Annotated in this window: 21 protein-coding genes; 10 read left to right on the plus strand and 11 right to left on the minus strand. The window is 67.3% G+C overall.

The window, feature by feature from the left end; all coding sequences use genetic code 11:
- Positions 1–488 precede the first annotated feature (488 nt).
- From acs to mftF, 3 genes are all read right to left on the minus strand, one after another.
- Positions 489–2453 carry an acetate--CoA ligase gene (gene acs / locus QJR12_RS02055; RefSeq protein WP_300575600.1) on the minus strand — a complete coding sequence of 655 codons (1965 nt, stop codon included), beginning with the start codon at positions 2451–2453 and terminating at the stop codon, positions 489–491.
- Positions 2454–2573: 120 nt separating this feature from the next.
- On the minus strand, positions 2574–3740 hold the full coding sequence (gene mftD / locus QJR12_RS02060; RefSeq protein ID WP_300575603.1) for a pre-mycofactocin synthase MftD: 1167 nt from the start codon (positions 3738–3740) through the stop codon (positions 2574–2576).
- Positions 3741–3751: 11 nt separating this feature from the next.
- The gene (mftF, locus tag QJR12_RS02065) at positions 3752–5206 is read right to left on the minus strand and encodes a mycofactocin biosynthesis glycosyltransferase MftF (protein ID WP_300575606.1); all 1455 of its coding nucleotides are present in this window, start codon (positions 5204–5206) and stop codon (positions 3752–3754) included.
- Between the two features lie 315 nt (positions 5207–5521).
- Here mftF and mdo point away from each other — a divergent pair, with 315 nt between their 5' ends.
- The 10 genes from mdo (at position 5522) to QJR12_RS02115 (ending at position 18213) form a co-directional block, all read left to right on the plus strand.
- Positions 5522–6814 (plus strand): NDMA-dependent methanol dehydrogenase, encoded by a 1293-nt coding sequence (mdo, locus tag QJR12_RS02070; protein WP_300575608.1) that lies wholly within the window; start codon positions 5522–5524, stop codon positions 6812–6814.
- 89 nt (positions 6815–6903) lie between these two features.
- Positions 6904–8067, plus strand: coding sequence for a MoxR family ATPase (locus QJR12_RS02075; protein ID WP_300575610.1), 1164 nt, complete (start codon positions 6904–6906; stop codon positions 8065–8067).
- Positions 8068–8074: 7 nt separating this feature from the next.
- Entirely contained in the window at positions 8075–9583 is a 1509-nt protein-coding gene (locus QJR12_RS02080; RefSeq protein WP_300575613.1) for a VWA domain-containing protein, read from the plus strand.
- 11 nt (positions 9584–9594) lie between these two features.
- Positions 9595–10566 carry a mycofactocin oligosaccharide methyltransferase MftM gene (mftM, locus tag QJR12_RS02085; protein ID WP_300575616.1) on the plus strand — a complete coding sequence of 324 codons (972 nt, stop codon included), beginning with the start codon at positions 9595–9597 and terminating at the stop codon, positions 10564–10566.
- 213 nt (positions 10567–10779) lie between these two features.
- A complete protein-coding gene (locus QJR12_RS02090; protein WP_300575619.1) occupies positions 10780–12657 on the plus strand; it encodes a propionyl-CoA synthetase in 1878 nt (625 codons plus the stop codon).
- Between the two features lie 41 nt (positions 12658–12698).
- A complete protein-coding gene (locus tag QJR12_RS02095; protein ID WP_300575621.1) occupies positions 12699–13763 on the plus strand; it encodes a zinc-dependent alcohol dehydrogenase family protein in 1065 nt (354 codons plus the stop codon).
- Between the two features lie 138 nt (positions 13764–13901).
- On the plus strand, positions 13902–14249 hold the full coding sequence (locus tag QJR12_RS02100) for a nuclear transport factor 2 family protein (protein ID WP_300575624.1): 348 nt from the start codon (positions 13902–13904) through the stop codon (positions 14247–14249).
- A 145-nt stretch (positions 14250–14394) separates the two neighbouring features.
- On the plus strand, positions 14395–15222 hold the full coding sequence (locus tag QJR12_RS02105) for an acyl-ACP desaturase (protein WP_300575627.1): 828 nt from the start codon (positions 14395–14397) through the stop codon (positions 15220–15222).
- 295 nt (positions 15223–15517) lie between these two features.
- Positions 15518–15724 carry a heavy metal-associated domain-containing protein gene (locus QJR12_RS02110; protein WP_300575630.1) on the plus strand — a complete coding sequence of 69 codons (207 nt, stop codon included), beginning with the start codon at positions 15518–15520 and terminating at the stop codon, positions 15722–15724.
- Between the two features lie 158 nt (positions 15725–15882).
- On the plus strand, positions 15883–18213 hold the full coding sequence (locus tag QJR12_RS02115) for a heavy metal translocating P-type ATPase (protein ID WP_300575632.1): 2331 nt from the start codon (positions 15883–15885) through the stop codon (positions 18211–18213).
- Between the two features lie 148 nt (positions 18214–18361).
- On the opposite strand, the gene QJR12_RS02120 is transcribed toward QJR12_RS02115, so the two are convergent.
- The 8 genes from QJR12_RS02120 to QJR12_RS02155 all read right to left on the minus strand — a co-directional run bounded on the left by QJR12_RS02120 (position 18362) and on the right by QJR12_RS02155 (position 25398).
- Complete coding sequence (locus QJR12_RS02120; RefSeq protein ID WP_300575635.1) at positions 18362–18574, minus strand: (4Fe-4S)-binding protein; 213 nt, start codon at positions 18572–18574, stop codon at positions 18362–18364.
- A gap of 125 nt (positions 18575–18699) precedes the next feature.
- Positions 18700–19458 carry an evbL gene (locus QJR12_RS02125; RefSeq protein WP_300575638.1) on the minus strand — a complete coding sequence of 253 codons (759 nt, stop codon included), beginning with the start codon at positions 19456–19458 and terminating at the stop codon, positions 18700–18702.
- 114 nt (positions 19459–19572) lie between these two features.
- Positions 19573–21147 carry a hypothetical protein gene (locus QJR12_RS02130; protein WP_300575640.1) on the minus strand — a complete coding sequence of 525 codons (1575 nt, stop codon included), beginning with the start codon at positions 21145–21147 and terminating at the stop codon, positions 19573–19575.
- A 22-nt stretch (positions 21148–21169) separates the two neighbouring features.
- Positions 21170–21823 (minus strand): mammalian cell entry protein, encoded by a 654-nt coding sequence (locus QJR12_RS02135; RefSeq protein ID WP_300575643.1) that lies wholly within the window; start codon positions 21821–21823, stop codon positions 21170–21172.
- On the minus strand, positions 21790–22341 hold the full coding sequence (locus QJR12_RS02140; protein WP_300575646.1) for a mammalian cell entry protein: 552 nt from the start codon (positions 22339–22341) through the stop codon (positions 21790–21792). Before QJR12_RS02140 ends, QJR12_RS02135 begins: the two co-directional genes overlap by 34 nt.
- Complete coding sequence (locus QJR12_RS02145) at positions 22338–23315, minus strand: RDD family protein (RefSeq protein ID WP_300575649.1); 978 nt, start codon at positions 23313–23315, stop codon at positions 22338–22340. The genes QJR12_RS02140 and QJR12_RS02145 overlap by 4 nt, the downstream gene beginning before the upstream one ends.
- Positions 23312–23881, minus strand: coding sequence for an Mce protein (locus tag QJR12_RS02150; RefSeq protein ID WP_300575652.1), 570 nt, complete (start codon positions 23879–23881; stop codon positions 23312–23314). The genes QJR12_RS02145 and QJR12_RS02150 overlap by 4 nt, the downstream gene beginning before the upstream one ends.
- The gene (locus QJR12_RS02155; protein ID WP_300575655.1) at positions 23851–25398 is read right to left on the minus strand and encodes an MCE family protein; all 1548 of its coding nucleotides are present in this window, start codon (positions 25396–25398) and stop codon (positions 23851–23853) included. Before QJR12_RS02155 ends, QJR12_RS02150 begins: the two co-directional genes overlap by 31 nt.

A 25398-nucleotide genomic window follows, 5' to 3' on the forward strand; every position in this document is an offset into this window, starting at 1 on the left:
AGCCGGCCGTTGCCACCTGCTTCATCTGCTGCTCACAGCAGACCTCGCGATGCTCCATCTCGGGTGGGCACGGACACGGCTTTTCGTACACCAGCACGGCACCGCAAGATTCACACTCGTATCGGTCTCCGGCGCTGCGAGACATCTTGACCTCCCTTAAAGGTTTCGGCGCGCATCACTGATCGACTGCACAATCGCTTCGGCGAGGGATGAACAGCCGTAACGGCATAGTACCCATATTTGGTTTGCACATCCCGGTTTTCTGGCACGCTATGTTCCCGGGAAACCGGGTATTGCCCGCCGATGCGAGCCGAAGCAAGCACGGTACCGACGAACGTATCCGCGCATCCCGCCGATGTCGTGGGGTGGCTGTTAGCTTAGCTACCCGAAACGGGGATGCCTCGAGGAGCACCGCATGCGGGCGGGCGCGCGACAACGCCGGATAAGCCATGGGCTTCTCCTGCGCTGAGACACGCCCGGCGGCGAAATCAGGAGGCCTTCGACTTCCTGCTGGCACAAATCGCTTCGAACACGCCGGGGTCCAACAAGGTCGACGTGTCACCGAGCGGGCGGCCCTCGGCAACGTCACGCAACAACCGTCGCATGATCTTGCCACTGCGCGTCTTGGGCAGTTCGGGCACCACGTGAATCTCCCGGGGCTTGGCAATCGGTGAGATCTCCCGGGCCACCTCTGCCCGCAGTTCGTCCGCGATGTCTGCACCGCGGTGTTTGGCGTGCTCCTCCAGGATCACGAAGGCGATGATCGCCTGGCCGGTCTGCTCGTCGCTGGCTCCCACCACCGCCGCCTCGGCCACATGCGAATGGCCCACCAACGCCGACTCGACTTCTGCGGTGGAAATCCGGTGCCCGGACACGTTCATCACATCGTCGATACGACCCAGCACCCAGATGTTGCCGTCATCGTCATAGCGCGCCCCGTCACCCGCGAAATACCAGCCCTGCTCGGCGAATCGCGACCAGTACTGCTCCCGGTACCGCTCCGGATCCCCCCAAACGCCGCGCAGCATGGCCGGCCACGGCTCGTCCAGCACCAGATATCCCTGCGCGTGCTCGCCAAATTCGTGGCTGCGCTCCACCGTGTTGCCGTGATCGTCGACGACACGCGCGGAGATGCCGGGCAACGGCGCGATCGCCGAACCGGGCGTCAGGGTGCTGACTCCGGGCAGCGGGGCGATCATCGCGGCGCCGGTCTCGGTCTGCCACCAGGTGTCCACGATCGGAGTCCGGTTGCCGCCAAGCACATCTCGATACCAGCGCCACGCCTCGGGATTGATCGGCTCGCCGACGCTGCCGAGCAGCCGCAGGCTGGACAGGTCATGGGCATCGGGAACCTCGCGGCCCCACTTCATGAAGGTGCGAATCAACGTCGGAGCGGTGTAATAAATGGTCACACCGTACTTTTCGATCACCTGGAAATGGCGGTGCTGGTCCGGGAAGGCCGGGGTGCCCTCATACACCACCTGGCTGGTGCCGTTGGCGAGCGGGGCGTAGACGATGTAGGTGTGCCCGGTGACCCAGCCGATGTCGGCGGTGCACCAATAGATGTCGGTCTCGGGTTTGATGTCGAACACGCAGTGGTGGGTGTACGCCGCCTGGGTCAGATACCCGCCCGAGGTGTGGATGATTCCCCTTGGCTTTCCGGTGGTCCCCGAGGTGTAGAGCAAAAACAGTGGCTGCTCGGAGTCGAACGCCGCGGGCGTGTGCACCGGTGACGCCGTTTCGACCGTGTCCTGCCACCACAGGTCACGCCCGGAAGTCCACGGGACGTCGAGACCGCAGCGCCGCACCACCAGGACATGCTCGACCGATTTCTGATCGGCCACCGCCTCGTCGACGGCCGCCTTGAGCGGCGCCGCGCTGCCGCGCCGGTACTGGCCGTCGGTGGTGATCACCAGCTTCGGCTGGGCGTCTTGGATGCGGGCCCGCAGCGCCGTCGCGGAGAACCCGGCAAACACCACGCTGTGCATGACCCCCAACCTCGCGCACGCCAGCATGGCCACGATCAACTCGGGCACCATCGGCATGTAGATCACCACGCGATCACCAGGGCCCAGGCCGAGTTCACCCAGCGTGTTGGCGGCCCTGCAAACCTCGGCCAGCAGCTCGGAATAGGTCAGGGTGCGGCGATCGCCGATCGGCTCACCCTCCCAGTGGATCGCCACCCGATCGCCGTTGCCGGCCTCCACATGACGGTCAACGCAGTTGTAGGCCACGTTGAGCTTGCCACCGACGAACCACCTGGCAAACGGCGCGTTCGACCAGTCCAGCACCTCCGTGAACGGGGTGTCCCAGGTGAGCCGACCGGCCTGCTTGGCCCAGAACGCCAAACGATCCCTCTCGGCCTCTCGGTAGAGTTCTTCGGTCGCGTTCGCGTTGGCGGCGAACTCTGCCGGTGGTGGATAGGAGGACGTCGCGGTATCAGCCTCGGCCATGTCCGCAGGGTAACCATCCAAGGTTGCCGCAACGTTGGCCGCAGAGCCCCGGCGCGGGTGGCACCGCCCGGCGGGTCGCGTTCGTCGCCAGGCCCATCGGGGCCGATCCGGCGGTGCTGCTCACAGGTTTCTGGCGAAACCCGGCAGCACGACAACGTCTTGGCTGCTCAATTCGGTGACCGAGGAGCGGGCCAGGCCGCGCAGGGCCGAATCGATGCCGCCGCGAATGACGTCCAGGACGTTCTCCACCCCACCCTGGCCGGCGGCGGCCAGCCCCCACAGGTAGGCACGCCCGATCATCACCGCGCGGGCGCCGAGCGCGATCGCCTTGACCACATCGCTGCCCCGCCGCACTCCCCCGTCGAGCAGCACCTCGATCTCGGTGCCGACCGCCTCGGCCACCGCCGGGAGCGCCCGCACCGAGGCCGGCGTGGTGTCGAGGTTGTTACCACCGTGGTTGGACACCGAGATCGCGGTGGCTCCGGCGTCCACGGCACGCTTCGCGTCATCGACGCGCATCACACCCTTCAGCATCCACGGCCCGCCCCACGTCTCACCGAACCAGCGGATGTCCTCCCAGGTGGGAGGCGGCGTTTGCATCCACTCCCCGTAGGCGCCGAAAAAGGTCGGCGGCGCCTGCCCGGGAACGGCCATGTTGGGGACGGTCAGGTCGGGCATGCTGCGGGCCCGGGCAAACGACGCCAGCCAGCGCGGGTGGGACAGGGCTTCCGGGGCGTAGCGCAGCAGGGCACGGAAATCCATCCGCTCGGGGATCACCGGGCTGCCCCAGTCCCGGCCGTGGGAGAAGGACCAATCCAGCGTCAGGATGAGCCCTGTGACGCCGGCCGCGCGCGCCCGGTCGATCCGTTGGGCGATGCGTTCCTTTCCCCCCGACCAGTAGATCTGTAGGAACGTCTTCGGGTTTGCCGCCACGATTTGTTCCACCGGCCTGCTCGCGAACGAGCTGAGGCCCATCGCGGTCCCCCGGGACGCGGCCGCGCGTGCCGCCGCCAATTCCCCGTCGGGGTGCACGGCTTGCACGCCGACGGGCGAGATGATCACCGGCAGCGCGATCTGCTGACCCATCACGGTTGTCGTCAAATCACGCTGCGCCGACTGGCCGGCCACATGCGGGGCGAACTGCACTTCACGGAACGCGGCCACGTTGTCTTCCAGCGTGAATCCGGCTTCTGACCCGGCGATCAACGCCGCATAAACCGACTTCGGCAATCGGCGCCGGGCCAGCCGCTGAGCCTGCGCAACCGTCTCGAACCACCCACCGCTCATCACCGATGTCCTTATCGTCGAACTTTTCGTCGAGCCCTCAGCACTCCCCGCAGGGTGCACCACTCCGGCCAGACCACGGCCGGCCGAACGGCAATGAGGGTACGCTGCCGCAGGCATCCGGCCCACACCCCGGCGCCGTAGCTGATGTTCGCCGCCAAGTGTCCGGCAAGAAATCGGACGGGATCCGGTGTGCATCCTCCGGAAAGCAGCGCCCGTAGGGGTGGCGCCAATACCAGTGCGGCGATCACCAGCCGCCGATACCGTCTCCCCGGGCGTGCCGGGCCGTGGCCTGCCAGCACCACCGGCAGCAGCACCGGCCCGGCGAATTGAGTGCAGTACCGCCCGAGGCCGAACCAGGTTTGTGCAATACCGTCGAAAGCCAGCCTGATGACCGTCGAACCCGGCAGCCCGCGGCGGCGCCATCGGCCGGTGACCGACACCACCGACAGCGTCGCGATCAGGGCCGCCAGCACCGGGCGGCGGGCCATCACACCCAGCAGCACCGCGGCCGGCCACGGGTGCACGACGAGTGGGGCAATCGCCGACGGGTGCCGACGCCCCAGTGGCGCCGCGGACGTACCGTAGCGGAAGCGCCGCGCCAGCAGGCCCGCCCAGTCCTCGGGTTCGGAATGCATGACCTGGACTTGGGGCTGGTAGCGAATCAGTTTGCCCGCTTCGTGGATGCGCCAGATCAGATCCACGTCCTCGCCGTAGCGCAGGCGTTCGTCGAAGGCGCCGATCTCCTGGAGCACCGCGCGGCGCACCAGCAGCGCGGCCGTGGGAACGTACGGCACCGCCGTCCCGGGCATGACGCGACACTCCCGGTCACCCATGTCCAGCGCGCCGAGGCGCGCCGCGAACCGCCCGGCCGACGTGCGAGACGGCACCGCCACGATCCGGGGCGCCACCGCGGCGACCAGGGGATCGGCCAAATGGGCGGCCAAAAGCCGGATCCAATCGTCTGCGCAAACGCAGTCGCTGTCCAAAAAGGCGACCGCATCGGTTCGGACCGCCGCGATCCCGGTGTTTCGCGCCGCCGCCGGGCCACCGCAGCTCTCCCGCCGAATCACCGTCGCGCCGAACTCTTTCGCCGTGGCCGAGATCTCGGCCGGGTCGGCCGACCCGTCATCGACGACGATCGTCGGATAGTGCGACGGCACCGAGGCAAGGCAGCGGCGCAACATGGCGGCGCGATCACGCACCGGGATGACGACCGTCACCGCGGGCGCCACGGGGAGCTCCGGCGGGCGGGGATGGGCCGCGCTGACGTCGGTCAGCCGTCGCCCGAGTACCCGGGCGCCCGCCGAGTGCGCCGGGCCTCGGGTCAACTCGGCCCAGGCCTCCCGCCCCGCGCGGGTGAGCCGCAGCACCCGCGGCGGCGATCCCCCCAGGAACGTCTGGGCGTCGAGCAGTGTGGTCCTCGCATCCAGGACAACCGAAAAGCCTTCAGGCAGTGGGTGTCTCACTGCAGCAATCCCCCATCGACGGGAAAGACGTCACAGCCGGCGCCGGCGCCACGTTATCGACCTATCACGATCGACCTATCACGGGAGTCTAGAGTCTGCGTTGGCGCATCCGTTCGGTCACCGGCCCCGGCTTGCCCGCGGGATCGTTGCCGAAGGTCTTTCCCGGCGCCGGGGTTGGCTATAAGTTAGAACGCGCCCAGCGAGGCGCGTTGGCGTCAGTGTTGCGCAGCCGGCACGGATATGTCGGGACGCTCGACGACTTCGGCACGACGCGCGTCGCGACATTGGTGTCGCACAGAAAGGTCCGATGAGACAATGCAGGTCGAGGAACTCCTCAAGCCGTTTCCGATCAAGGAATTCCACCCGTTTCCCCGGGCGCTTCTCGGGCCCGGTGCGCATGAATTGATCGGCCCCGAGGCGCTCAAGCTCGGTTTCAAGAAGACGCTGGTGATGACGACCGGATTGCGCGGTTCGGACACCGTGCACAAGATCGTGGAATCGTGCAAGTGGCACGGCCTGGAGGTCGTGGTCTATGACAAAGTGGAATCGAACCCCAAAGACTACAACGTCATGGAAGCGGTCGAGCTGTATCAGAAAAATTCCTGTGACAGCTTCATTTCGATCGGCGGAGGCTCGTCGCACGACGCCTGTAAGGGTGCCCGGATATCCGTGGCGCACGACGGTCGCAATATTAACGAATTCGAGGGGTTCAACAAATCCGAAAATCCCAAGAACCCGCCGCATATCGCGGTGTCCACGACCGCGGGAACAGGATCGGAAACCTCGTGGGCGTACGTGATCACCGACACCACCACGAATCCCGACAAACCGCACAAATACGTCGCGTTCGACGACGCCTGCGTGACCACGCTGGCAATCGATGACCCGGTGCTCTATTACGATTGCCCGATTGCCTTCACCGCGCAGTGCGGTTTCGACGTGTTGGCCCACGCCTCGGAGCCCTACGTCTCCCGGCTGAATTTCGCGCCGTCGCTGGGCAGCGCCCTTTACGCGATCAAGCTCACGGCCGAGAACCTGCGGGAGGCGACCTGGAACGGCCAGGACCTGCCCGGCCGCCAAGGCATGATGTACGCCCAATACATCGCGGCCCAGGCCTTCAACTCCGGCGGTCTGGGCATCATCCACTCGATCTCGCATGCCGTCAGCGCCTACTACGACACCCATCACGGGCTCAACAACGCGATCGCGCTGCCCCGGGTCTGGGCCTTCAACATGCCGGTCATGTACAAGCGCTTCGCCGAGATCGCCGAGGCGATGGGGGTTGACACCTCGGGCCTGACCGACGTGCAGGCCGCCGATCAGGCGCTGGCCGCCGCGGTGCGGCTGCTGCGCGACGTCGGCATTCCCGAGAAGTTCACCGACGTCAAGCAGGACAGCTACATCAAGAATCGCCTGGGGCAGGGGCCGACGAAGTTCTACGAACAACGCAAGGTCATCAAGGGCGACCAGGAGGACATCGACAACATCACCAACCACGTGCTGGGAGACGCGTGCACACCGGGGAACCCCAAGGAGTGTACTTTCGAGACGGTACGACCCGTGGTCGAGCACTGCCTCAACGGCGACCTCGACGACCTGCTGAGCTGAGGGTCGCCGACTCGGGGGTGCCGATCTCCTGGTCGGCACCCCCGGGCCATTCCGGAGGGTCGCGGCCACGACTAGTGAAAGGACTTTGGGTGGACACCCTGGCGGCAGCCCCGTTCGACTCCGTCGACGATGTCATCGACGCCTTGGCCGAGCACGGCTATATCGCCGACCGCGCGCTGGCCACCACCGTGTTCCTGGTCACCCGCATGGACAAGCCCGTGCTGCTGGAGGGACCGGCCGGGGTCGGCAAGACCGAGTTGGCGAAGGTGCTGGCGCTGGCGACGGGGCGACGCCTGCTTCGGCTGCAGTGCTATGAGGGTCAAGACGAAACGAAGGCGCTCTACGAGTGGGACTACGGCAAACAGCTGCTGTACACCCAAATTCTGCGGGAAAAAATCGGTCAGGTCATTGCCGATGCCGCGGATTTGAGAGAAGCGGTCGAGCGGATCGGCGCGCAGGAAAGCGTTTTTTTCTCCGAACGGTTCCTCGCCCCTCGCCCCCTCTTGGAGGCGATTCGCTCCGAACAGCCGGTCGTGCTGCTGATCGACGAGATCGACCGGGCTGACGAAGCCCTGGAAGCGGTGCTGCTCGAGATGCTCGGCGAATACCAGGTCTCGGTGCCGGAAATCGGAACCTTCTCCGCAAAACAACCGCCGTATGTGGTGCTGACCTCCAACAACACCAGGGATCTCGCCGCCGCGCTCAAACGGCGGTGCCTGCATATGTTTCTCGACTATCCATCCGCCGAGCGCGAGCTGCAGATCGTCAAAAGCAAGAAAACCGGGCTGCCGGACGCCCTGGCGGCGCAACTCGTCGACATCGTGCGCGGCCTGCGCGAACTGGACCTGCGCAAGGCGCCCAGCATTTCCGAGACCATCGACTGGGCCCGCACGCTGGCGGTGCTGGGCGCCGAGGAGATCACCGCCTCGACGCTGGCCGCGACGATATCGGTGGTGGCCAAGTACGAAAAGGACGTCCACAAGGCGTTGCAGGTGCTGCCGCGGCTGGTGGACCCCAACGCGACAATCCCCGACTCGCTCGCGGCGCACCACCACCACGACCACGTCCATCACAAGCACCCCCACGTGCACGACGACGCGGCTGAGGGGCGGGCAACCCAGGCCGCTAGCGAGCGGCCCGACACCGCCGGCCCCCCGCGCGTGCCGGCGGCAGCGTCACCGCGTCGCGGATCCAACGGGAACGTCAGTCCGGGCCAGGCGAACCTTTCATTCGCTCGCCGCCGGAAGTTCTAGGCCGGCCATGGAAGCCGCGATCCACCGGTTTGTCCGGCTGCTTCGGCTCTCCGGGCTGCGTATCTCGGTGTCGGAGGCGCTGGACGCGATGCGCTGTGCGGGCCAGCCGGGGATGCTGGCCGACCGGGAGGCGCTGCGCTGCGCGTTGCGCCTGGCGCTGGTGAAGGATCGCCGCGACCTGCCGACATTCGAATCGGTCTTCGAGGCGTTTTTCGCGCTGATTCGCGTCGGCGCCCCCGACGAGCACACCCATGGTCACAGCCATGACGACCTCACGGATACCGGCCAGCTGGAGTCGTTCACGATGTCGGATCGGCCCAGCGATCTCCCCCTGCAAACCCATCAGCATGGGCCGCCCGTCGATATCCGGGAATTTTTCGACCCCGATGACCTGGCGCAGCGATACAACCTGCACCAGGAAGCCAACACCATCGACCTGGCGGCGCTCACCGAGGAGGTGGTGTTCGCCAAGGGCAACGACCCGACGACGGCGGAGCTGCCGCGGGTCCAGTTGGAGACCAACCGGCTGCACGGCGCGGGCGCTCCCGGAAAGCTGTCCCGGGCATCCGGCACGAAGGTCGACGCCGATCTCAGCGTCGCCCAGCAGGAGATGCTGCTGTCCTGGCTGAATGCGATCGACGACGAGACCGACGGCGCGGATGAGACCGCGCAGCGGCGGCTGGCCGGCGCCCTGGCGAATCTGCCGGAGGCGATCAAACGCTACCTGGAGGCCTTGCTGGCCCTGGAGCAGCGCATCGTCGAGTCCGCGCAGCGTCATCAGACGACCGCGGCGACGATCGGCGAGGCCGAGCGCGCCGAACTCGAGGAGTCGCTGCGGCGCCTGACCCGGACCTTTCACGGCGCGCTGACCAGCCGGGTGTCGGTCGGCCGGGGGCGGATCGATCCCTGCCGCACCATGCGCCGCAACATGCGCTACGACGGAATCCCGTTTACCCCGGTAACCGTCCGGCACGCCGAAGACAAGCCCCGGCTGGTCGTGCTGGCGGACGTGAGCTTGTCGGTGCGGGCAACCGCCCGGTTCACGCTGCACCTCGTGCACGGACTCCAGCACCTGTTCTCCCAGGTCCGGTCGTTCGCCTTCGTTGCCGAGATCGTCGAGACCACGGATCTGTTCACCGACCGCGCCGCCGACGAGGCGCTGGCCGCGGTGTTCGGCGGTGAGCTGCTCGACGTGGACGCCAACTCGAACTACGGGCTGGCGTTCGGCCGGTTTCTGGCTGAGCACCGCTCGGCCGTCACCCGCCGCACCACCGTCCTGGTGCTCGGGGACGGCCGCGGCAACGGCAACGACCCGAACCTGGCCGCCTTTGAGGCGATCGCGCGGGCCGCGAGGGAAGTCATCTGGCTCACCCCCGAGCCGCGGCATTCGTGGCGGCTCGGCGGCTGTGACCTGCCGGTCTACGCGCAGCACTGCAGCCGAGTGGAGGTGGTGCGCGACCTGTCCGGGCTGGAGCGCGCGGCGGCCGCCATCGCCGACCGCACCGCGGCGGCATAATCGGACCCGCAATGCCGATCCCGGGCCTCGGGTCCGCACCCGCGGAGCCGTTTCGCGCGTTCCCGCCCGGGGTGTACCAGGACGCCCGGATTCACGTCGGCCACCGCCGGGCGGGCCTTGGGGACGGCGGTGGCACGCTGGTCACCCGAACCGCGCACTTCGAGCTGTACCGAAGCCCCGAACGCTGGTGCCTGATCCACGAGCTGCACCCAGACCAGCTGAGCAACGACCTCACCGGGATGCTCGTCGATGAGTTGTTCGCGCCCGGCTGGCTGCAGGGCAACCCGACATTCGAAAGCGCGTTCACCGGATTGGTGCGCACCACGATCGACGATCCGCTCCGGGCGTGGCTGGTGTTCTACCGAAACACCCTCGGGGACCTCCAGCACGCCCGAAGCCCGCATTCCGGTGGCCGCCCTGCGGGCACAACGGCCGGGATGGCTCCCGTCTACGACCGCGCGCTGACGCTGGTGCCGGCGGGCCGGGTGCTGGATCTGGGCTCCTGCTTCGGTTTTCTGCCGCTGCTGCTGACGGGGACGCGGCGGCACACGGTCACGGCCAGCGATATTTCGGCGCCCACGATGACGTTGCTGGCCACCGTCGCGCACGCTTTGGGCCGGCGCATCGAAACGATCGCCTGCGACGCCGCTCGAGTCCCGCTGCCCGACAACGCCGTCGACACCGTCACCGCCATTCATCTGCTCGAGCACCTGACCCCCGAGCACACGATGGCGGTGCTCCGCGAAGCGCTTCGGCTGGCCCGCCGCAGGGTGATCGTCGCGGTGCCCTTCGAGCCCGAACCCAACCCGGCGTTCGGTCACCGGCAGACATTCGACCTGCCCGCGCTCACCGAGATCGGCCGCGGCCTGGGGACCCGCTGTGCCGTCTTCGAACATCACGGCGGCTGGCTGGTGCTGGTCCCGGAGTGCGCCGACGCCACCGACCCGGTCACCCACCGACCCGGCCCCGACCGGCACCGCTGACGGGCAGCTGGGCCGCCGCCGCGGGCCCGGGCGCACCGGGTTCCGGGGTGCGCGGTGGGTGAACCAACGTGAAACCAACCTCGCGACCCTACCCTGGACGCCATCCACGGCCGCCGGACGCGCCACACGAAGGGGCAATCAGGATGAACCGTCGATGATCAACCGCCCGCGACCCAGTCGATGGCGGTGTCCTTCGTCGAAGGTGTTTGCGCGATGAGCACCGGCAGATATCGGGAGCTGTTCGAGGCCAGCCTGAAAGATCCCGCGGGTTTCTGGTCCGACGCGGCGCGGGCGGTGACCTGGACCCGTGAGCCACAGCGGGTACTCGACGACAGCAATCCCCCGTTCTACCGGTGGTTTCCCGACGCGGAACTGAACACCTGCGCCAACGCGCTGGACCGTCACGTCGCCGCCGGGCGCGGCGACCAGGCGGCGCTGATCTATGACTCGCCGGTCACCGGCACTCGACGCACCTACAGCTACCGCGAACTGCTGGAGGCGACCTCGCGGTTTGCCGGGGCGCTGCGCGCGCTCGGGGTGGGCAAGGGTGACCGCGTGGTGATCTACCTGCCGATGATCCCCGAGGCCGTCATGGCCATGCTGGCGAGTGCCCGGCTGGGCGCCGTGCACTCGGTGGTGTTCGGCGGCTTCGCCGCCCACGAACTCGCGACCCGCATCGACGACGCCCAGCCGAGCGTTGTGGTCTCGGCCTCGTGCGGCATCGAGCCGACCCGGGTCGTCGAGTACAAGCCGATGCTGGACGCCGCGCTGGAATTGTGCACCCACAAGCCGGCGGCGTGCGTCATCGTGCAACGCGACCAACAGCGCTGCCCGTTGACCCCCGGCCGTGACCTGGAATGGCACCAGCTGGTCGCCGGCGCCCAGCCCGTCGATCCGGTGCCCGTGGCGGCCACCGACCCGCTGTACATCCTCTACACCTCGGGCACCAGCGCGGCGCCGAAGGGCATCGTCCGGGATAACGGCGGGCACGCCGTCGCGCTGCTGTGGAGCATGCGCCACATCTACGACATCGAACCCGGCGAGGTGTTTTGGGCGGCCTCAGACGTCGGTTGGGTGGTCGGCCATTCCTACATCGTGTATGGCCCGCTGCTGCACGGCGCGACGACGGTGCTCTACGAGGGTAAACCCGTCGGTACCCCGGACGCGGGGGCGTTTTGGCGCGTTGCGTCCGAACACCGGGTGAAGGCCCTGTTCGCGGCCCCGACCGCGATCCGGGTGATCCGCAAGGAGGATCCGGAAGGCGCGCACATCGCCCGCTACGACCTGTCCGCGTTGCGCTACCTCTTCCAGGCCGGGGAACGGCTGGACCCCGACACCTACAACTGGGCCTCACAGAAGCTGGGCATTCCGGTGATCGACCACTGGTGGCAGACCGAAACCGGCTGGGCGATCGCCGCCAACCCGATGGGCGTCGAGCCGCTGCCGATCAAACCCGGCTCACCCACCGTGCCGATGCCGGGCTATGACGTGCGCATTTTGCGGGCCGACGGCTCCGGGTGTGAACCGGGTGAGGAGGGCGCGATCTGCATCAGGTTGCCGCTGCCGCCGGGCACATTGCCCACCCTGTGGCGTGACGACGACCGCTACCAGGCGTCGTATCTGTGCGAGCATCCCGGCTACTATCTCACCGGGGACGGCGGGTACCTCGACGAGGACGGCTACTTGTTCGTGATGGGCCGTATCGATGACGTCATCAACGTTGCCGGACACCGGCTTTCCACCGGGGCCATCGAAGCCGTGCTGGCAACGCATCCGGCTGTGGCCGAATGCGCGGTGATCGGTATCGCCGACGAGATCAAGGGCGAGGTGCCCCGCGGATTCGTGGTGCTGAAGGCCGGGGCTTCCGCCGCCGGCCTGGCCGAGGAGCTCATCGCGCTGGTGCGCGAGGAAATCGGCGCGGTCGCCGCCTTCAAGCAGGTGGAGGTGGTTGCGGCGCTGCCGAAAACCCGCTCGGGCAAAATCCTGCGCAAGACCATGCGCGGCATCGCCCACGGCAGAGACGAGCCGGTCCCGTCCACCATCGAAGACCCAAACGTGTTGGAGGCGTTAAAGCCGATCCTGCGGCCTTGAGCCGCAGCAAAACCCCATCAAGCCACTGGAGGAGGGTGCAGTTGAAGGCGCTGGTTTATCACGGAGCCGGAAAGAAAGCGTGGGAAGACGTCCCCGACCCCGGCATCGAGCACCCGACGGACGCGGTGGTGCGCGTCGAAGCGGTCACGATCTGCGGCACCGATCTGCACATCCTCGGCGGCGACGTGCCCGAGGTGACCCCCGGGCGGATACTCGGGCATGAGGCCGTGGGAACCGTCACCGCGGTCGGCTCCGGCGTGCATACCCTGGCGGTCGGGGACCGGGTACTGGTGTCGTGCATCAGCTCATGCGGCAGCTGCCGGTACTGCCGCCGGGGCAGCTACGGGCAGTGTTTGGGCGGGGGCGGCTGGATCCTCGGTCATCTGGTGGACGGCACCCAGGCCGAGTACGTGCGGGTGCCGTTCGCCGACAACTCCACCCACAAGCTGCCCGACGGGGTCGGTGCCGAGCAAATGCTCATGCTCGCCGACATCCTGCCCACCGCCTACGAAGTCGGTGTCCTCAACGGCCGGGTCCGTCCCGCCGATGTCGTGGCCATCGTCGGCTCGGGCCCGATCGGGTTGGCGGCGATCCTGACGGCGAAATTGTTCAGCCCCAGCCACATCGTCGCGATCGATGTGGCGGATTCACGGCTGAAGGCGGCGCAGGGGTTCGGCGCCGACGTGGTGGTTAACCCCGGTGTCGACGACCCCGCGGCGGTGATCGCCGGGCTGACCGGGGGTTTGGGGGCGGATGTCGCGATAGAGGCCGTCGGCCGGCCGGAGACGTTCGAGCAGGCGGTGCGATTGGTCCGCCCCGGCGGACATGTCGCCAACATCGGCGTCCACGGCGAGCCGGCGACGCTGCACCTGGAGGATATCTGGATCAAAAACCTCACCATCACCACCGGTTTGGTGGACACCTTTTCCACGCCGACGTTGATCGAACTCGTGGCCAGCGGCCGGCTGGACACCGCGCCGATGATCACCCACCGGTTCACTCTCGACGAGTTCGAAACCGCCTACGACGTGTTCGGCCGGCCGGCCGACACCGCGGCGCTCAAGGTACTGCTCAGCGCGTCCGCCCAGCCGGCTGTGGTGGGGTGACGTTCGGCCGGCCGCAACGTCAGGCGATTCATGGAGGTTGGCACTCCCCGACTCCGACCCGGCGGAGGTGGCTAGCATTGGCTGCAGCCCGGCGGCGCCGCGTCGGGAACTGTCGCACACCGTGGTGAAGGACCTACGATGACCCGCACTCCCGAGGAAGTATTCGCCCATCACGCCCAGGCGCTCGCCGCCGGCAACCTCGATGAGATCGTCACCGATTACGCCGATGACGCGATCTTCATCTCACCGAGCGGGGTCCGTCGCGGCCGGGACGGCGTTCGTGCCGCGTTTGCGGAGCTGCTCGACGGCATTCCGAACGCGGTGTGGGATGTGAAAACCCAAATCTTCGCCGACGACGTGCTGTTTCTGGAATGGGCGGCCGATTCCGCGAAAGCCCGAGTCGATGACGGGACCGACACTTTCGTGTTCGCCGATGGGTTGATCAGGGTCCAAACCGTCCGGTATACGCTGCAGCCCAAGGGATAACGCGGCATCTGGTGCAGTCCGCCGGGCCGCGACCCGCCGGCTTGCGGCCCCGGCCGGACAGTCCCGCGCGGTGAGGATCGCGGAACGACAGACATCGGCGCCGGGTGCTGTCCGCGGCGCCGGCGAGGTGGATTAGTTTGACTGCATGCCAGTCCAACGCGTCGCGTCGCCATTGATGCTCGAACTCGAGCCGGTCATCATCGACACCTATTCCCGCCACATCGAGACGGCCGCACCGTGGTATGCGCATGACTATGTGCCGTTTGACCGTGGCCGGAATTTCAAGTCGCTCGGCGGCTGCGATTGGGACCCGTCGCAGGTTACGCTGCCAGATCACGTCACCGACGCGCTGCAGATCGTGCTGATCACCAAGGATAACCTCGCCGGCTATTATCACCGGCTGGCAGAGCATTTCGTGTTAGCGGGCTGGTGGGGCAAGTGGATCGGCCGCTGGACCGCCGACGAGGCCCTGCACGCGTTCGCGCTGCGTCAAAACCTGGTGCTGACCCGCCAGATCGACCCCGTCGCCAGCGACGGGGTTCGCGTCGAGCAGGTGATGAAAGGCCGCCCGCCCGACGACCATACCCAGGTCGAGGCGCTGGTGTTCATGACGTTGTGGGAGCGCGCGCACGCGGTGTTTCTGCGGCGGCTGGCCACCCGGATCGACGAACCCGTGCTGCGTGGCCTGGTCGAGGTGATCGCCGCCGACGAGGAGCGCCATGAGACGTTTTTTGCCGAGATGGTCCGGGCCTGCCTGCGCATCGTGCCGGCGGCGACGATCGCCGCGATCGTTGCCTGTGCCCTCGAACTGCAGGTGGTCGGTGCGGACATCGACGCCTATAAGGACAAGGTCCGCCGCGTCGCCGAGGCCGGCATATTCGGCCCGGACACCCTGCGCGACGTGATTTCCGACCGCATCAAGGCCTGGAATCTGGCGCAGCTTCCCGAGCTGAGCACCTTCATCGTCACCTGAGCCGATGCCGCCGGCGGCGGCAAACCACCCAAGGCGGCCATCGGGGCGCGCCGCGACACCATCGTTGGCAGCGCCCGCTTTACACCGGTGTTGCGGCTGGCGGTGGGGGGTCGCCGGGCCGGCGGCCGCGGCACGCCTCGCGGCGGCGTGCCAACCCGGTGTCGGATTTTCCGCACCGATGTTTCCGGTCAGCGTAAGGTCAGGCGATGAGCCGGATTTCCACCCTGGCCCACCGGGATGGATTCGTGCCATTGGATGCAGGCATTCGGTCCGGAAAGGACGGGAAGGAACACCCATGAGCGCACTGACGGTTACGGTCACCGGGATGACGTGCGAACACTGTGTCAAATCGGTACGTGAGGAGGTCGGCAACATCCCCGGTGTCACGGCGGTGGACGTGGATCTGGCCAGCGGCAAAATGACCGTCGAAAGCGATGGCCCGATCGACGCCGACGCGGTCAAGAACGCCGTGGAAGAGGCCGGCTACCAGCTGGCCGGCTGAGGGCCCACTGGCCGGGCGCGTACCGCGGCTTACGCACCAGGCCGGCCGGCCCTGAGGCGGGGACAGGTGCTGCCCACGGGAGCGGTGATCAACGTTTAGCCAACCTTTGCGTGTCAATTTGGTCACAAATTGCTCTGCGTGGATGAGAGGCTGCACGGATGACGGTCGGCGCCGACATGACTCGGCATATCGAGTTACGAATCGGCGGCATGACCTGCGCCTCGTGCGCGGCCCGGATCGAGAGGAAGCTCAATAAGATCGAGGGCGTCGTCGCCGCGGTGAACTTTGCGACCGAAACGGCCAGCATCGACTACTCCGGGCGGCTTTCACCCGAGCACCTGGTGACCGCGGTTGAGCAGGCCGGCTACAGCGCCCAACTGCCGCAGCCCGCAGCGCCGCCCGCAGCCGCCCAAGCGGCGCCGGGCGAACCGGATCCTGTCGTGGCATTTCGGCAGCGGCTGCTGATCTCGTTGGTACTGAGCGTGCCGGTGGTGGCGATGGCGATGATTCCGGCGCTGGAGTTCCCCAATTGGCAGTGGCTGTCGCTGACGCTGGCCGCCCCGGTGGCGGTGTGGGGGGCGCTGCCGTTTCACCGGGCGGCGTGGGCGAATCTGCGCCACCGGACCGCCACCATGGACACCCTGATCTCGATGGGCACCCTGGCGGCATTCGGCTGGTCGATTTATGCGCTGTTCTTCGGCACGGCCGGAATGCCGGGAATGCGGCATCAGTTCGTGCTGACCAGCGCCCGCACCGAATGCGGGGCCACCATTTATTTGGACGTTGCCGCGTGTGTCACCACGTTCATCCTCGCCGGTCGCTACTTCGAGGCCCGCTCGCGCCACCGCGCGGGCGCCGCGTTGCGCGCGTTGCTCGAACTGGGCGCCAAAGACGTTGCGGTGCGCCGCAACGGCCTGGAGCAGCGGATCCCGATCGATCAGCTGGCGGTGGGCGATGAGTTTGTGGTGCGCCCCGGCGAGAAGATCGCCACCGACGGGAGGGTGATCGAGGGCTCCGCGGTGGTGGACGCGGCGCTGCTGACCGGGGAATCGGTGCCCGTGGAGGTTGTTCCCGGCGACCCGGTGACCGGCGCGACGATCAATGTGGGCGGACGGATTGTGGTGCGGGCCAGCCGGATCGGCTCCGACACCCAACTGGCGCAGATGGCCAGGCTGGTCACCGAGGCGCAGCGCGGTAAGGCGCGGGCGCAGCGGTTGGCCGACACGATCTCCGGGATCTTCGTGCCGCTCGTCATCGCCTTAGCGCTGGCGACGCTGGCGTTTTGGATTGGCACCTGCGGGTCGCTGACCACGGCGTTCACCGCGGCGATCGCGGTGTTGATCATCGCCTGCCCATGCGCGCTCGGCCTGGCCACACCGACCGCCCTGTTGGTCGGCACCGGTCGCGGGGCGCAACTGGGGATTCTCATTAAAGGCCCCGAGGTGCTGGAAACCACCCGCCGCATCGACACCGTCGTTTTGGACAAGACCGGCACCATCACCACCGGCACCATGACCCTGCTCGAGGTGGTCGCCGCCGACGGTGACCAGCCCGATGACGTGTTGCGGCTGGCGGGTGCGCTCGAAGACGCCTCGGAACACCCGATCGCCAGGGCGATCGCCAAGGCGGCACGCGAGCGGTTCGGTGAGCTGCCCGCCGTCGAGGGTTTTGAAAACCTGGAAGGCCTGGGCGTGCAGGGTGTCGCCGGCGGGCACGCCGTGGTGATCGGTCGCCGACGGCTGCTGGCGGAGCGCTGCGGGCAGCTGCCGGAGACCTTGGCGCGGGCGTTACAGCGGGCACAGGCGGCGGGTCAGACCGCGGTTGCGGTGGCCTGGGACGATAAACCCCGCGGGGTGCTGGTGGTGGCCGACGCGGTCAAGCCCACCTCCAAAGACGCGGTCGCGCAATTGCGCGCCCTCGGGCTGACACCGATCATGCTCAGCGGTGACACCGAGGCCGCAGCCCGCACCATCGCCGCGCAGGTCGGTATCGACCGGGTCATCGCCGAGGTGTTGCCGCAGGACAAGGTCGACATCGTGAAGCGGCTACAAGCCGAGGGCAAAGTTGTCGCCATGGTCGGCGACGGTGTCAACGATGCGGCGGCGCTGGCCCAAGCGGACCTGGGGATGGCCATGGGCACCGGCACCGATGTGGCCATCGAGGCCAGCGACCTGACATTGGTGCGTGGTGACCTGCGGGTGGTTGCCGACGCGATTCGACTCTCGCGCAAGACGTTAGCCACGATCAAGGGCAACCTTTTCTGGGCCTTCGCCTACAACATCGCCGCGCTGCCGCTGGCGGCCGCCGGAATGCTTAACCCGATGCTTGCCGGCGCGGCGATGGCGTTCTCGTCGGTGGCCGTCGTCGGGCACAGCCTGCGGCTGCGCAAATTCGAGCCGGCCGCGGCGCCGCCACCGCGCCATTCGTCGGCCGCGGGAAGCCGCGGGCAACACCGGGTACCCGAACCGCTGGGCGTCGCCGGGTCGTAACGGTCACCGGTTTTGATTCTTTAATTTCGTTAATTTCGTTGTTGCGTTGCGGGTTGCGTGAGGGGCGCGGCCGGCCGCGGCGATTAGGGCCACGACGCCTTAGCACCGGTCACCCGGTGACGACGAGACAGCGGGAACCGGCTGGAGGTCAGTCGAGCATCCGATACTGCAGCGCGCCAGATGGACACCGTCTGACCTGGGCGGCCACCTCTTCCGCCGACGCGGCATCCGGAGTGATCCACGGGTCTTTCGTGGTGTCGAAGACCCGGGGCAGACCTCGGACGCACTCGCCCGCGTGGATGCAGACATCCGAGTCGTAGGTGACCTCGATCTTGCTGCCGCGATAGGCGTTCTTTGCCACGGTGGAATCCCTTCATGCGGCCGGCGTTTTCCGCCCGGCCCTGTCTTAACCTTAGCCGCTAAGCGGGCACAAAACCGGTCAATAGCCAATTGTCAACGCGCACAACCACGATGGGGCTCACCGCCTCACCCCGGGACGTTGGCTTTCAGCGTCGCCAGGGCGGCGGCGCTCAGCCGGGCGAGTTCGTCGGCCTCGTCGCGGTCCAGGGTGGCCGCCAAAATCTCGGCCATCCGGCGATCGGTGGTCCGCTGCACCTCGGCGTAGCGATCCTTCTTGTCCGCGCCGTCGGCGAACGGCTCGGGCCAGCCGAACATCTTGGCGTACTCGTACCCCTTGTTGAGCATGTGGGCCTCGATAGGGGTGATTCCCGAGAGCGTCAGGGCGCTGACGTGAACACCGCCCCACAGCTCCCGCAGGACGAACATCACCTGCAGCGCCCGGGCCGGCGCGTCATCCGCCAGCGGCATGGTGCGCCAGCCGGCGTACAACGGCAGGCCCGCGGTGGGCGTCCCCGCAATGATCTTCTCCCCCAAAGCGGCGAGGCGGTCCAGGCCTTCGCCGCCCGCCAGGTACTTTCGGGCGAAACCGGCAACCTGGTCCCAGTACACCTTCGCGGCGCCGGCCGCGCCGCGTACCGCGACGCCTTTGTCCCACAACCCGGCAAGGAAATGGGGTTCGAACACCGCGAACACCGCGCTGACCGTGGTGCCGCTGGCCTCACCCAGCACCCCGCCGCGACCGGCGACATACGCGGCGAACGGATCCTCGTAACCGGCCGCGGCGCTTTCGGCGAAGGTCTCCGGGTGCAGCATGAACGTCGCGACCGCCGCCTCGATGGGCGGGCCTGCGAGGCGGGCGGGCTCTACCATCGCGTCATAACTCATGGCCGTTCTCCTTCAGCGGGTAGTTGATTCGTTTTGTTGTTCAATCTGTTCCCGGCCGAGCCCGCCCACCGATATACCGGTGAGCCGGGCCGACGGGTGTTCACCGATCGATCGTCAGCCGACATCGACCGGGACCGGCTCATCGGGTGTCGGCGCAGGCGGGCTCGGCAGCTCCCGTTGCCGGCGAAGCTGATTTCTGGTCAAGGCCCCCAGCATGAGGCCGTAGCCGACCACCAGGATGCCCACCGCGGTGAGCAATGGCGCGAACACCGTCAGCGGCGGCCAGTTGGTGTCAACGATCACGTAGTTCTTCTGCTGACGTTCCAATGCGGGGATGACGTCATCACGGAAATAATCCCGGATCTGCGGAACGGAGTGAGCCGGTGAGCCGTTGAAGCGGGTCAGCTTGCCGGCGCCGGGCACGTTCGCCCAGCCGTCGGTCACCGTCCGCAGATTGGTGATCAGCTGATAAATCTTCGGGAATTTTGAGTGCAGGGTGTCCCACATCTGGGTAGAAGTCACGTGTGACACGGAAGCCAAGTGGTCGATCAACCGGATAGCGTCGGCGGTGGACGCCGAGAACGGCACCCCGTCCAGCAGCCTGGCGGTGTGCGGGAAATCAAGGTGCACCAAATCCTCGACGACTGTCACGGGAACACCGACTTCCTTTGCCACGTAATCAAGTAGCTTCGGGTACTCCTCGGTCACACCCCCGTCGGGCAAGACCGCCGGACCGAGGGCATTGACGAACACCGAGATGAATTCGATTCCCGCGCGATCCCCCTGCACGCGGTCCAGCGCAAACATCGGGCGGGTGTGGTTGAGCAAGACCTGCCCCCCGATCAGCCGCGGGAACAAATTCAGGCCGAGCACCAGCCCGACCACGGCGACACCGACCACCGGGACGACCACCCACGCGAATTTGAGCGGATTTTCCGGCACTCCCCGCCAGGTTGCCACGACCATCGTGGTGCCGAAGAGGATCACCACGATACCCAACGCCAGCAGCAGCGGGGCCAGGAACTCGACTCCGCCGCGGGTACCCAACGGCCGGAAGTTGCCCTGCTGTTGCTCGACGGGGGCCACCAGCTCCTGGCTGAAGTAGTCGCGCAGCTGGGGCATGGTGCGCACCGGCGTGCCGTTGAAGCGGGTGAGTTTTTCGGTGCCTGGAATATCGTCCCAACCCGACGTCAGCTTCGGCAGATTGACAATCACCTGGTAGATCTTCGGGTAATCGGTCTGCAGCAGGTGGTCCACCTGGTCCGGCGTGATGAGCAGGGCGGTGCTCAGGTAGTGGACCAGCTTGGGCAGTTCGGCGCTGACCTCGGGGAGGGTCAGCGAAGTCAAGATACCGTTGATATGCGAATAGTCTTTTTTAAGCATGGCTTCGGCATCTGATCTGGGACGTCCGGTCTGTTCGGCGACGAAATCAATAAACGCGGGCACTTCGGCCTTCGCGCCGTCTTGATGCATCATCGCGTCGGCGGCGTTGGTCGCGGCGGAGACCATCTGAACACCCGCACGGTCGCCTTTGACCCGATCCGGCACGAATGCCGGATTGAGGTCGTTGATCAGGTGCTGCGCGGCGATCAACCGGGGAAAGAGCTGCCAGGACACCACGAGGATGACCACAATCACCCCCACTGCCACCACGCCGGCCCACGCCAACGGAACTTTTCTGTGACCCATGCGCACCTTGGTCTCCTTGCGGCTAGATCTGCGGTGTCAAATCCAAAAAGCTGATGGTCGCCATCTTGGTCACCAACCATCGTGGCCCCCGCTGTTTCATATCCAGCCGGTAGCCCACGTATTTCAGCGACGGAATGTTTTTGGTCAACGGGCTGGTCGCCGTGGTGTTGGTCAAAACCAGCGCCACCGCGTCCGGAGCGTTCAACGATTCCACGGCCACCCCGACGACCTTTGTGTTGTCGGTCACCCGTGCTTGCTTGTTGGGCGTGATCGCCGCCTCGAGGAATTTGCGGTATTGCGCATCGAAGTCGCCGCTGAGGTATCGACCGGCGCGGTCGGGCAGGGTGTCGATCGTTTCCGGTGTATAAGTCCACAACGTGGTGACCGCGGCCACCGCGGTGCGCGCCACCTTCATCTTATTGGCCGCGGTGGCGCGGTCGGCCAGATAGGGCTGCGATGCCGCGGCGGCGAACGCCGCCGAGCCGACGAACACCACCGCCGCTGTTGCGACCGCGCCGAACAGCCAGCTGTCCCGCCACCCCTGGCGACCAGCACCACCGGGGGCTTCGTGCGCCGGCAGGCCGGCGTCGTTGTCGCCGGCATGAGCCTCGGCGGCAGCACCGGCGTCGGGGCCTTCGTCGGTCAGATCATCGGGTTCAGTCTGGCGATTTTCCACCGTTCCCCTTCCTGCTTCGCCGTGACCACCCACCGGTTTGTTCGTTCGACCTGGAGTTTGCCGTCCGGGGATTTCGCGGTGAACTTCGTCGTCACCAGCACGTCGATGCTGCCGTCATCGTTTTGCCTCGAGACTCCGGCGTCAAGAACGCTGCCCGTCGTCGGCTCGACCCTGGCCACCTGCAGGAGTATCTCGTTCCGGTTTTGCCGGTACTGCTGGGCGAAATCACCCGTCGCCTGGGCCAAGATGCGATCGGTGTAGCCGTTGGCGTGAAACGGATCCGGCGAGGTGAATTCCGTCATGAAGGACCGCACGTAGGTCAGCGCCGCGGCGTCGCGGATTGTCGCTTGCCGCTGCGTTTCGTGGGAATACAGGTCCAGTGCGCACACCGTGATCGCGGCCGCCGCGGTGGCCGTGGTGAGGATCGCCACGACGGGCAGGCCCCAGCGCCGGGGCGGTGGCGGCGGCGCGGGATAGCGCGGCTCGCCACCGGGTGTCAGTTTGCGTCGCGGGCTCACGGTTTTGCCCCGGCTGTCTTGGGTTCGGTGGAGACCGCGATGTCATCGACGCGCCACCCGCTCGCGCCACCGGGCTTGACGAAGGTCACCCGCACCGCAGCGGCGAGGTAGCGCTGATTGGGTGGTGCGCCCCGCTCACCCTGCAAGAACAACAGCATCGTGGCCCGTTGGGGTGTCGCGGACAGCACCGAACTGTCGGTCACCCAATACTCGTTGCGCACCGGGCCTGCCCGCTGCGCCGCCCGCTGCAGGGCGGACAATTTGCCGCGGTAGTTGTCGCTCGCCAAAGACAGCGCGCGGTCGAAATCCCCGCGGATGGTCTCCGGGCCGTAGCTGAGCATTTGGGCGACCATCCGTGGACCCTGCACCGCGATCTGCGCGCGGGCGTCGGTGATCGCCCGGTCGTGTCGGCGCACCACGGTGTCGCTGATCGCGGCGCTGACCGTGCACAGCGCCGCGGCGGCGGCCATCACCGCCGCGGCCAGGCGACGCCGGGTGCGATCCGGTGTCCCCGGTGGCCCGAGGCGCGCCTCGGTACCCACCAGCATGTCCGCGAAGGTCCGTCCTCGGGAATCCCATAACGGCCACAACCACCCGAGGAGCAGCGGGGCGGTGTCCAGCAGATGCGCCAGATCGCGTAGCAGCAGCCGCCACGGTCCGGGGCCCCCGCCGTTGCGGTGCACGACCGTGACACCGAAAACGGCCCGTCCCAGGCTCTGCCCGCGAATCACCGGCAAAAGCAGCCGGTTGATCGCCGTCCACAGCATCGCGATGGCGCCAATCGAGACGCACACCCACCACCAGCCGCCGCGCAGCGGCACCGCCAGCGCCACCAGCACCGTCGCCACCAACACCGCGGCGCCGGGCAGGATGTCTACGGCCAGCGCCCCGGCGCGCGCCGTCCACGGCGCCGACACCGGCGCCGCCCCGTCGTTTACCCCGCCGCTCGTCGGGTCCGCTGCGAGCGCCGTCACTTGGCCACCTGATCGAGCTTGGCGACCTTGAACTGCCCATCCTGGCGTACTATCTTCACCCGCACCCGGTAGCTATTTTCCCGGTCGGGCGTGCCTTCCTGGGAAATCGTGGCCCGAAAGACCACCAACGCGGTGATCGAGCCGTCGTCGTTGGTGCGTTCGACGGCGGCATCCATGCCCGGCAACCGGACATGGAGGTTCTGCGCCTGGTAGGCCTCGGTCAAAATCGCGCTGTACCACGCCGCCTGGGTTTTGAATTCGCCGGTGGCACACTCGTCGAGCTTGCGCTGGCTGATGGGCAGCGCGGTCACGTCGGCGGGTTGTGTGGCCGCGATGCAATCTTTGGCGGCCGTGATAGCCGCGGCGTTGGCAGCGGCGACGGCGGTGCTGATCTGGTGGGCTCGCAGCAGCATCAACCCGCTGACCGCGGCGCCGGTAGCGAGCAGCGTCAGCACCGACGCTACCGCGATCAGCCAACGCCGCCGCCGGCGTGATAGGCCGTCGGCGGCGGTGGCCGCGTCGTCATCGCGAGGTGTCAGCCGGCCGGGGCCAGCATCCTCTTCCATCCGTCGTCTCCTGAGACTGAGTTTTGGACCCAGTAACGCACACCGTCGGGGCCGGTGACCTGGCCGGCCTGGGGGCTGAAGGCCAGGCCCGGCGGCTGGGCGGGGATGTAGACGCACGGGTTGGGCTGCTGTCCGTTGCATTCCACGGTGCCCGACCCGGGCCGCGACAGCGGATCGCTGACCGGCGGCGGCGTCCCGGGTAACTTGTCGGCGGGAAGCGGATTCAACCCGGTGTCGATTGTCGGTGCCGGGATCACCTCGCCCGGGTTCACCGGCTGGTCGCAGCGTGCTCCCGGAGCCGGGCAGTTGCGGATCTGGTTGGGGTCGCCGTACCAGGGGTTGGTGCCCAGCGGCGTGTAGGGTTTGTTGCTGCGGCACTCCTGCGGTGTCGCGGCCCGCTTACCGGGGACATCGACACACGGGATGTTGCGCGCCCCGCGCACCGCGTTGCCCTTGGTGTCCTGCGGAATCTTGCAGTAGGTCCCGGCCGGCAGCGGTGCGATGCTGGTGTCGGCCGGGGATCGCCACTGCGGCGCCGGCAGGAAACCGGTCAGGCAGGGCGGCGGCTGGTTGATCGCCAACCCCAGGTCAACACGGGCCTCACCGGGGAATGCCAGCGTCGTCGTCTGGGCGACCGCAGGGACCTGTGGCAGCAGCACCAGCACCTGCTCGACACCCTTCTGGTAGCGCATCAGCAAACCGGCAACGATATCGAGATTGGCCAGTGTCTGCGGCAGCGACTCACGCACACCGCTGACCACATCGTTGGCGTTGTCCAGGGTGGGGGCGGCGTTGGTCAGCACGCTTTTCAGCTGCGGATCGGTGTGGGCGGTCTGGGCGGCCACGAGGTTCAGGTTGTGCACCCAGCGCCGGATCTGGTCACCGGAGGCGGCCTGGCTGTTGAGCAGCGGGGCGATGTTGGCGATGACGTCGTCGACGTCGGCGGTGTTGTTCGCGAAGTCACCGGCCAGCGCCTGCGTCGAGTCAACCAGCCGGTGCAGCGCCGGGCCCAGACCGCCGAACGCCCGCGCCGTTTCGTCGAGCAACTGGGAGATCTTGTTTCTCGGCAGCGCGGCCAGGCCGCGCTCCAGGGCATCCAGGGCCGTCCCGATCTCGGCGGGCACCGTGCCCTTGGTGATGGTTTGCCCCGGCGACAGGTACTTGCCCGGCGCGCCCGTGGACACCAGATCCAGGTATTGCTCGCCGACCGCCGACACCGAATGCACGTTGGCGGTCGCGTCGACCGGGATCTTGTAGCGGCTGTCGATGCTCATCGTCGCGACCACACCGGTTTTCGTCGGCTCCACCGCGGTGACCTTGCCGATGGTGACGCCGCGGTAGGTGACGTTGGCGGTGCGATACAGGCCGCCGGACGACGGCAGATCGGCCTTCAGGGTGTATTGGCCGATACCGACAACGGCCGGCAGCCGCAGGTAGTAGCCGCCCAGGCCCAGCAGCGCGATCACCCCCAGGATGGTGAACACGATGAGCTGTTTCTTGACGAACGGGGTGATCAC

Source organism: Mycobacterium sp. (genome assembly GCF_029961025.1).
Taxonomy (GTDB): Bacteria; Actinomycetota; Actinomycetes; order Mycobacteriales; family Mycobacteriaceae; genus Mycobacterium.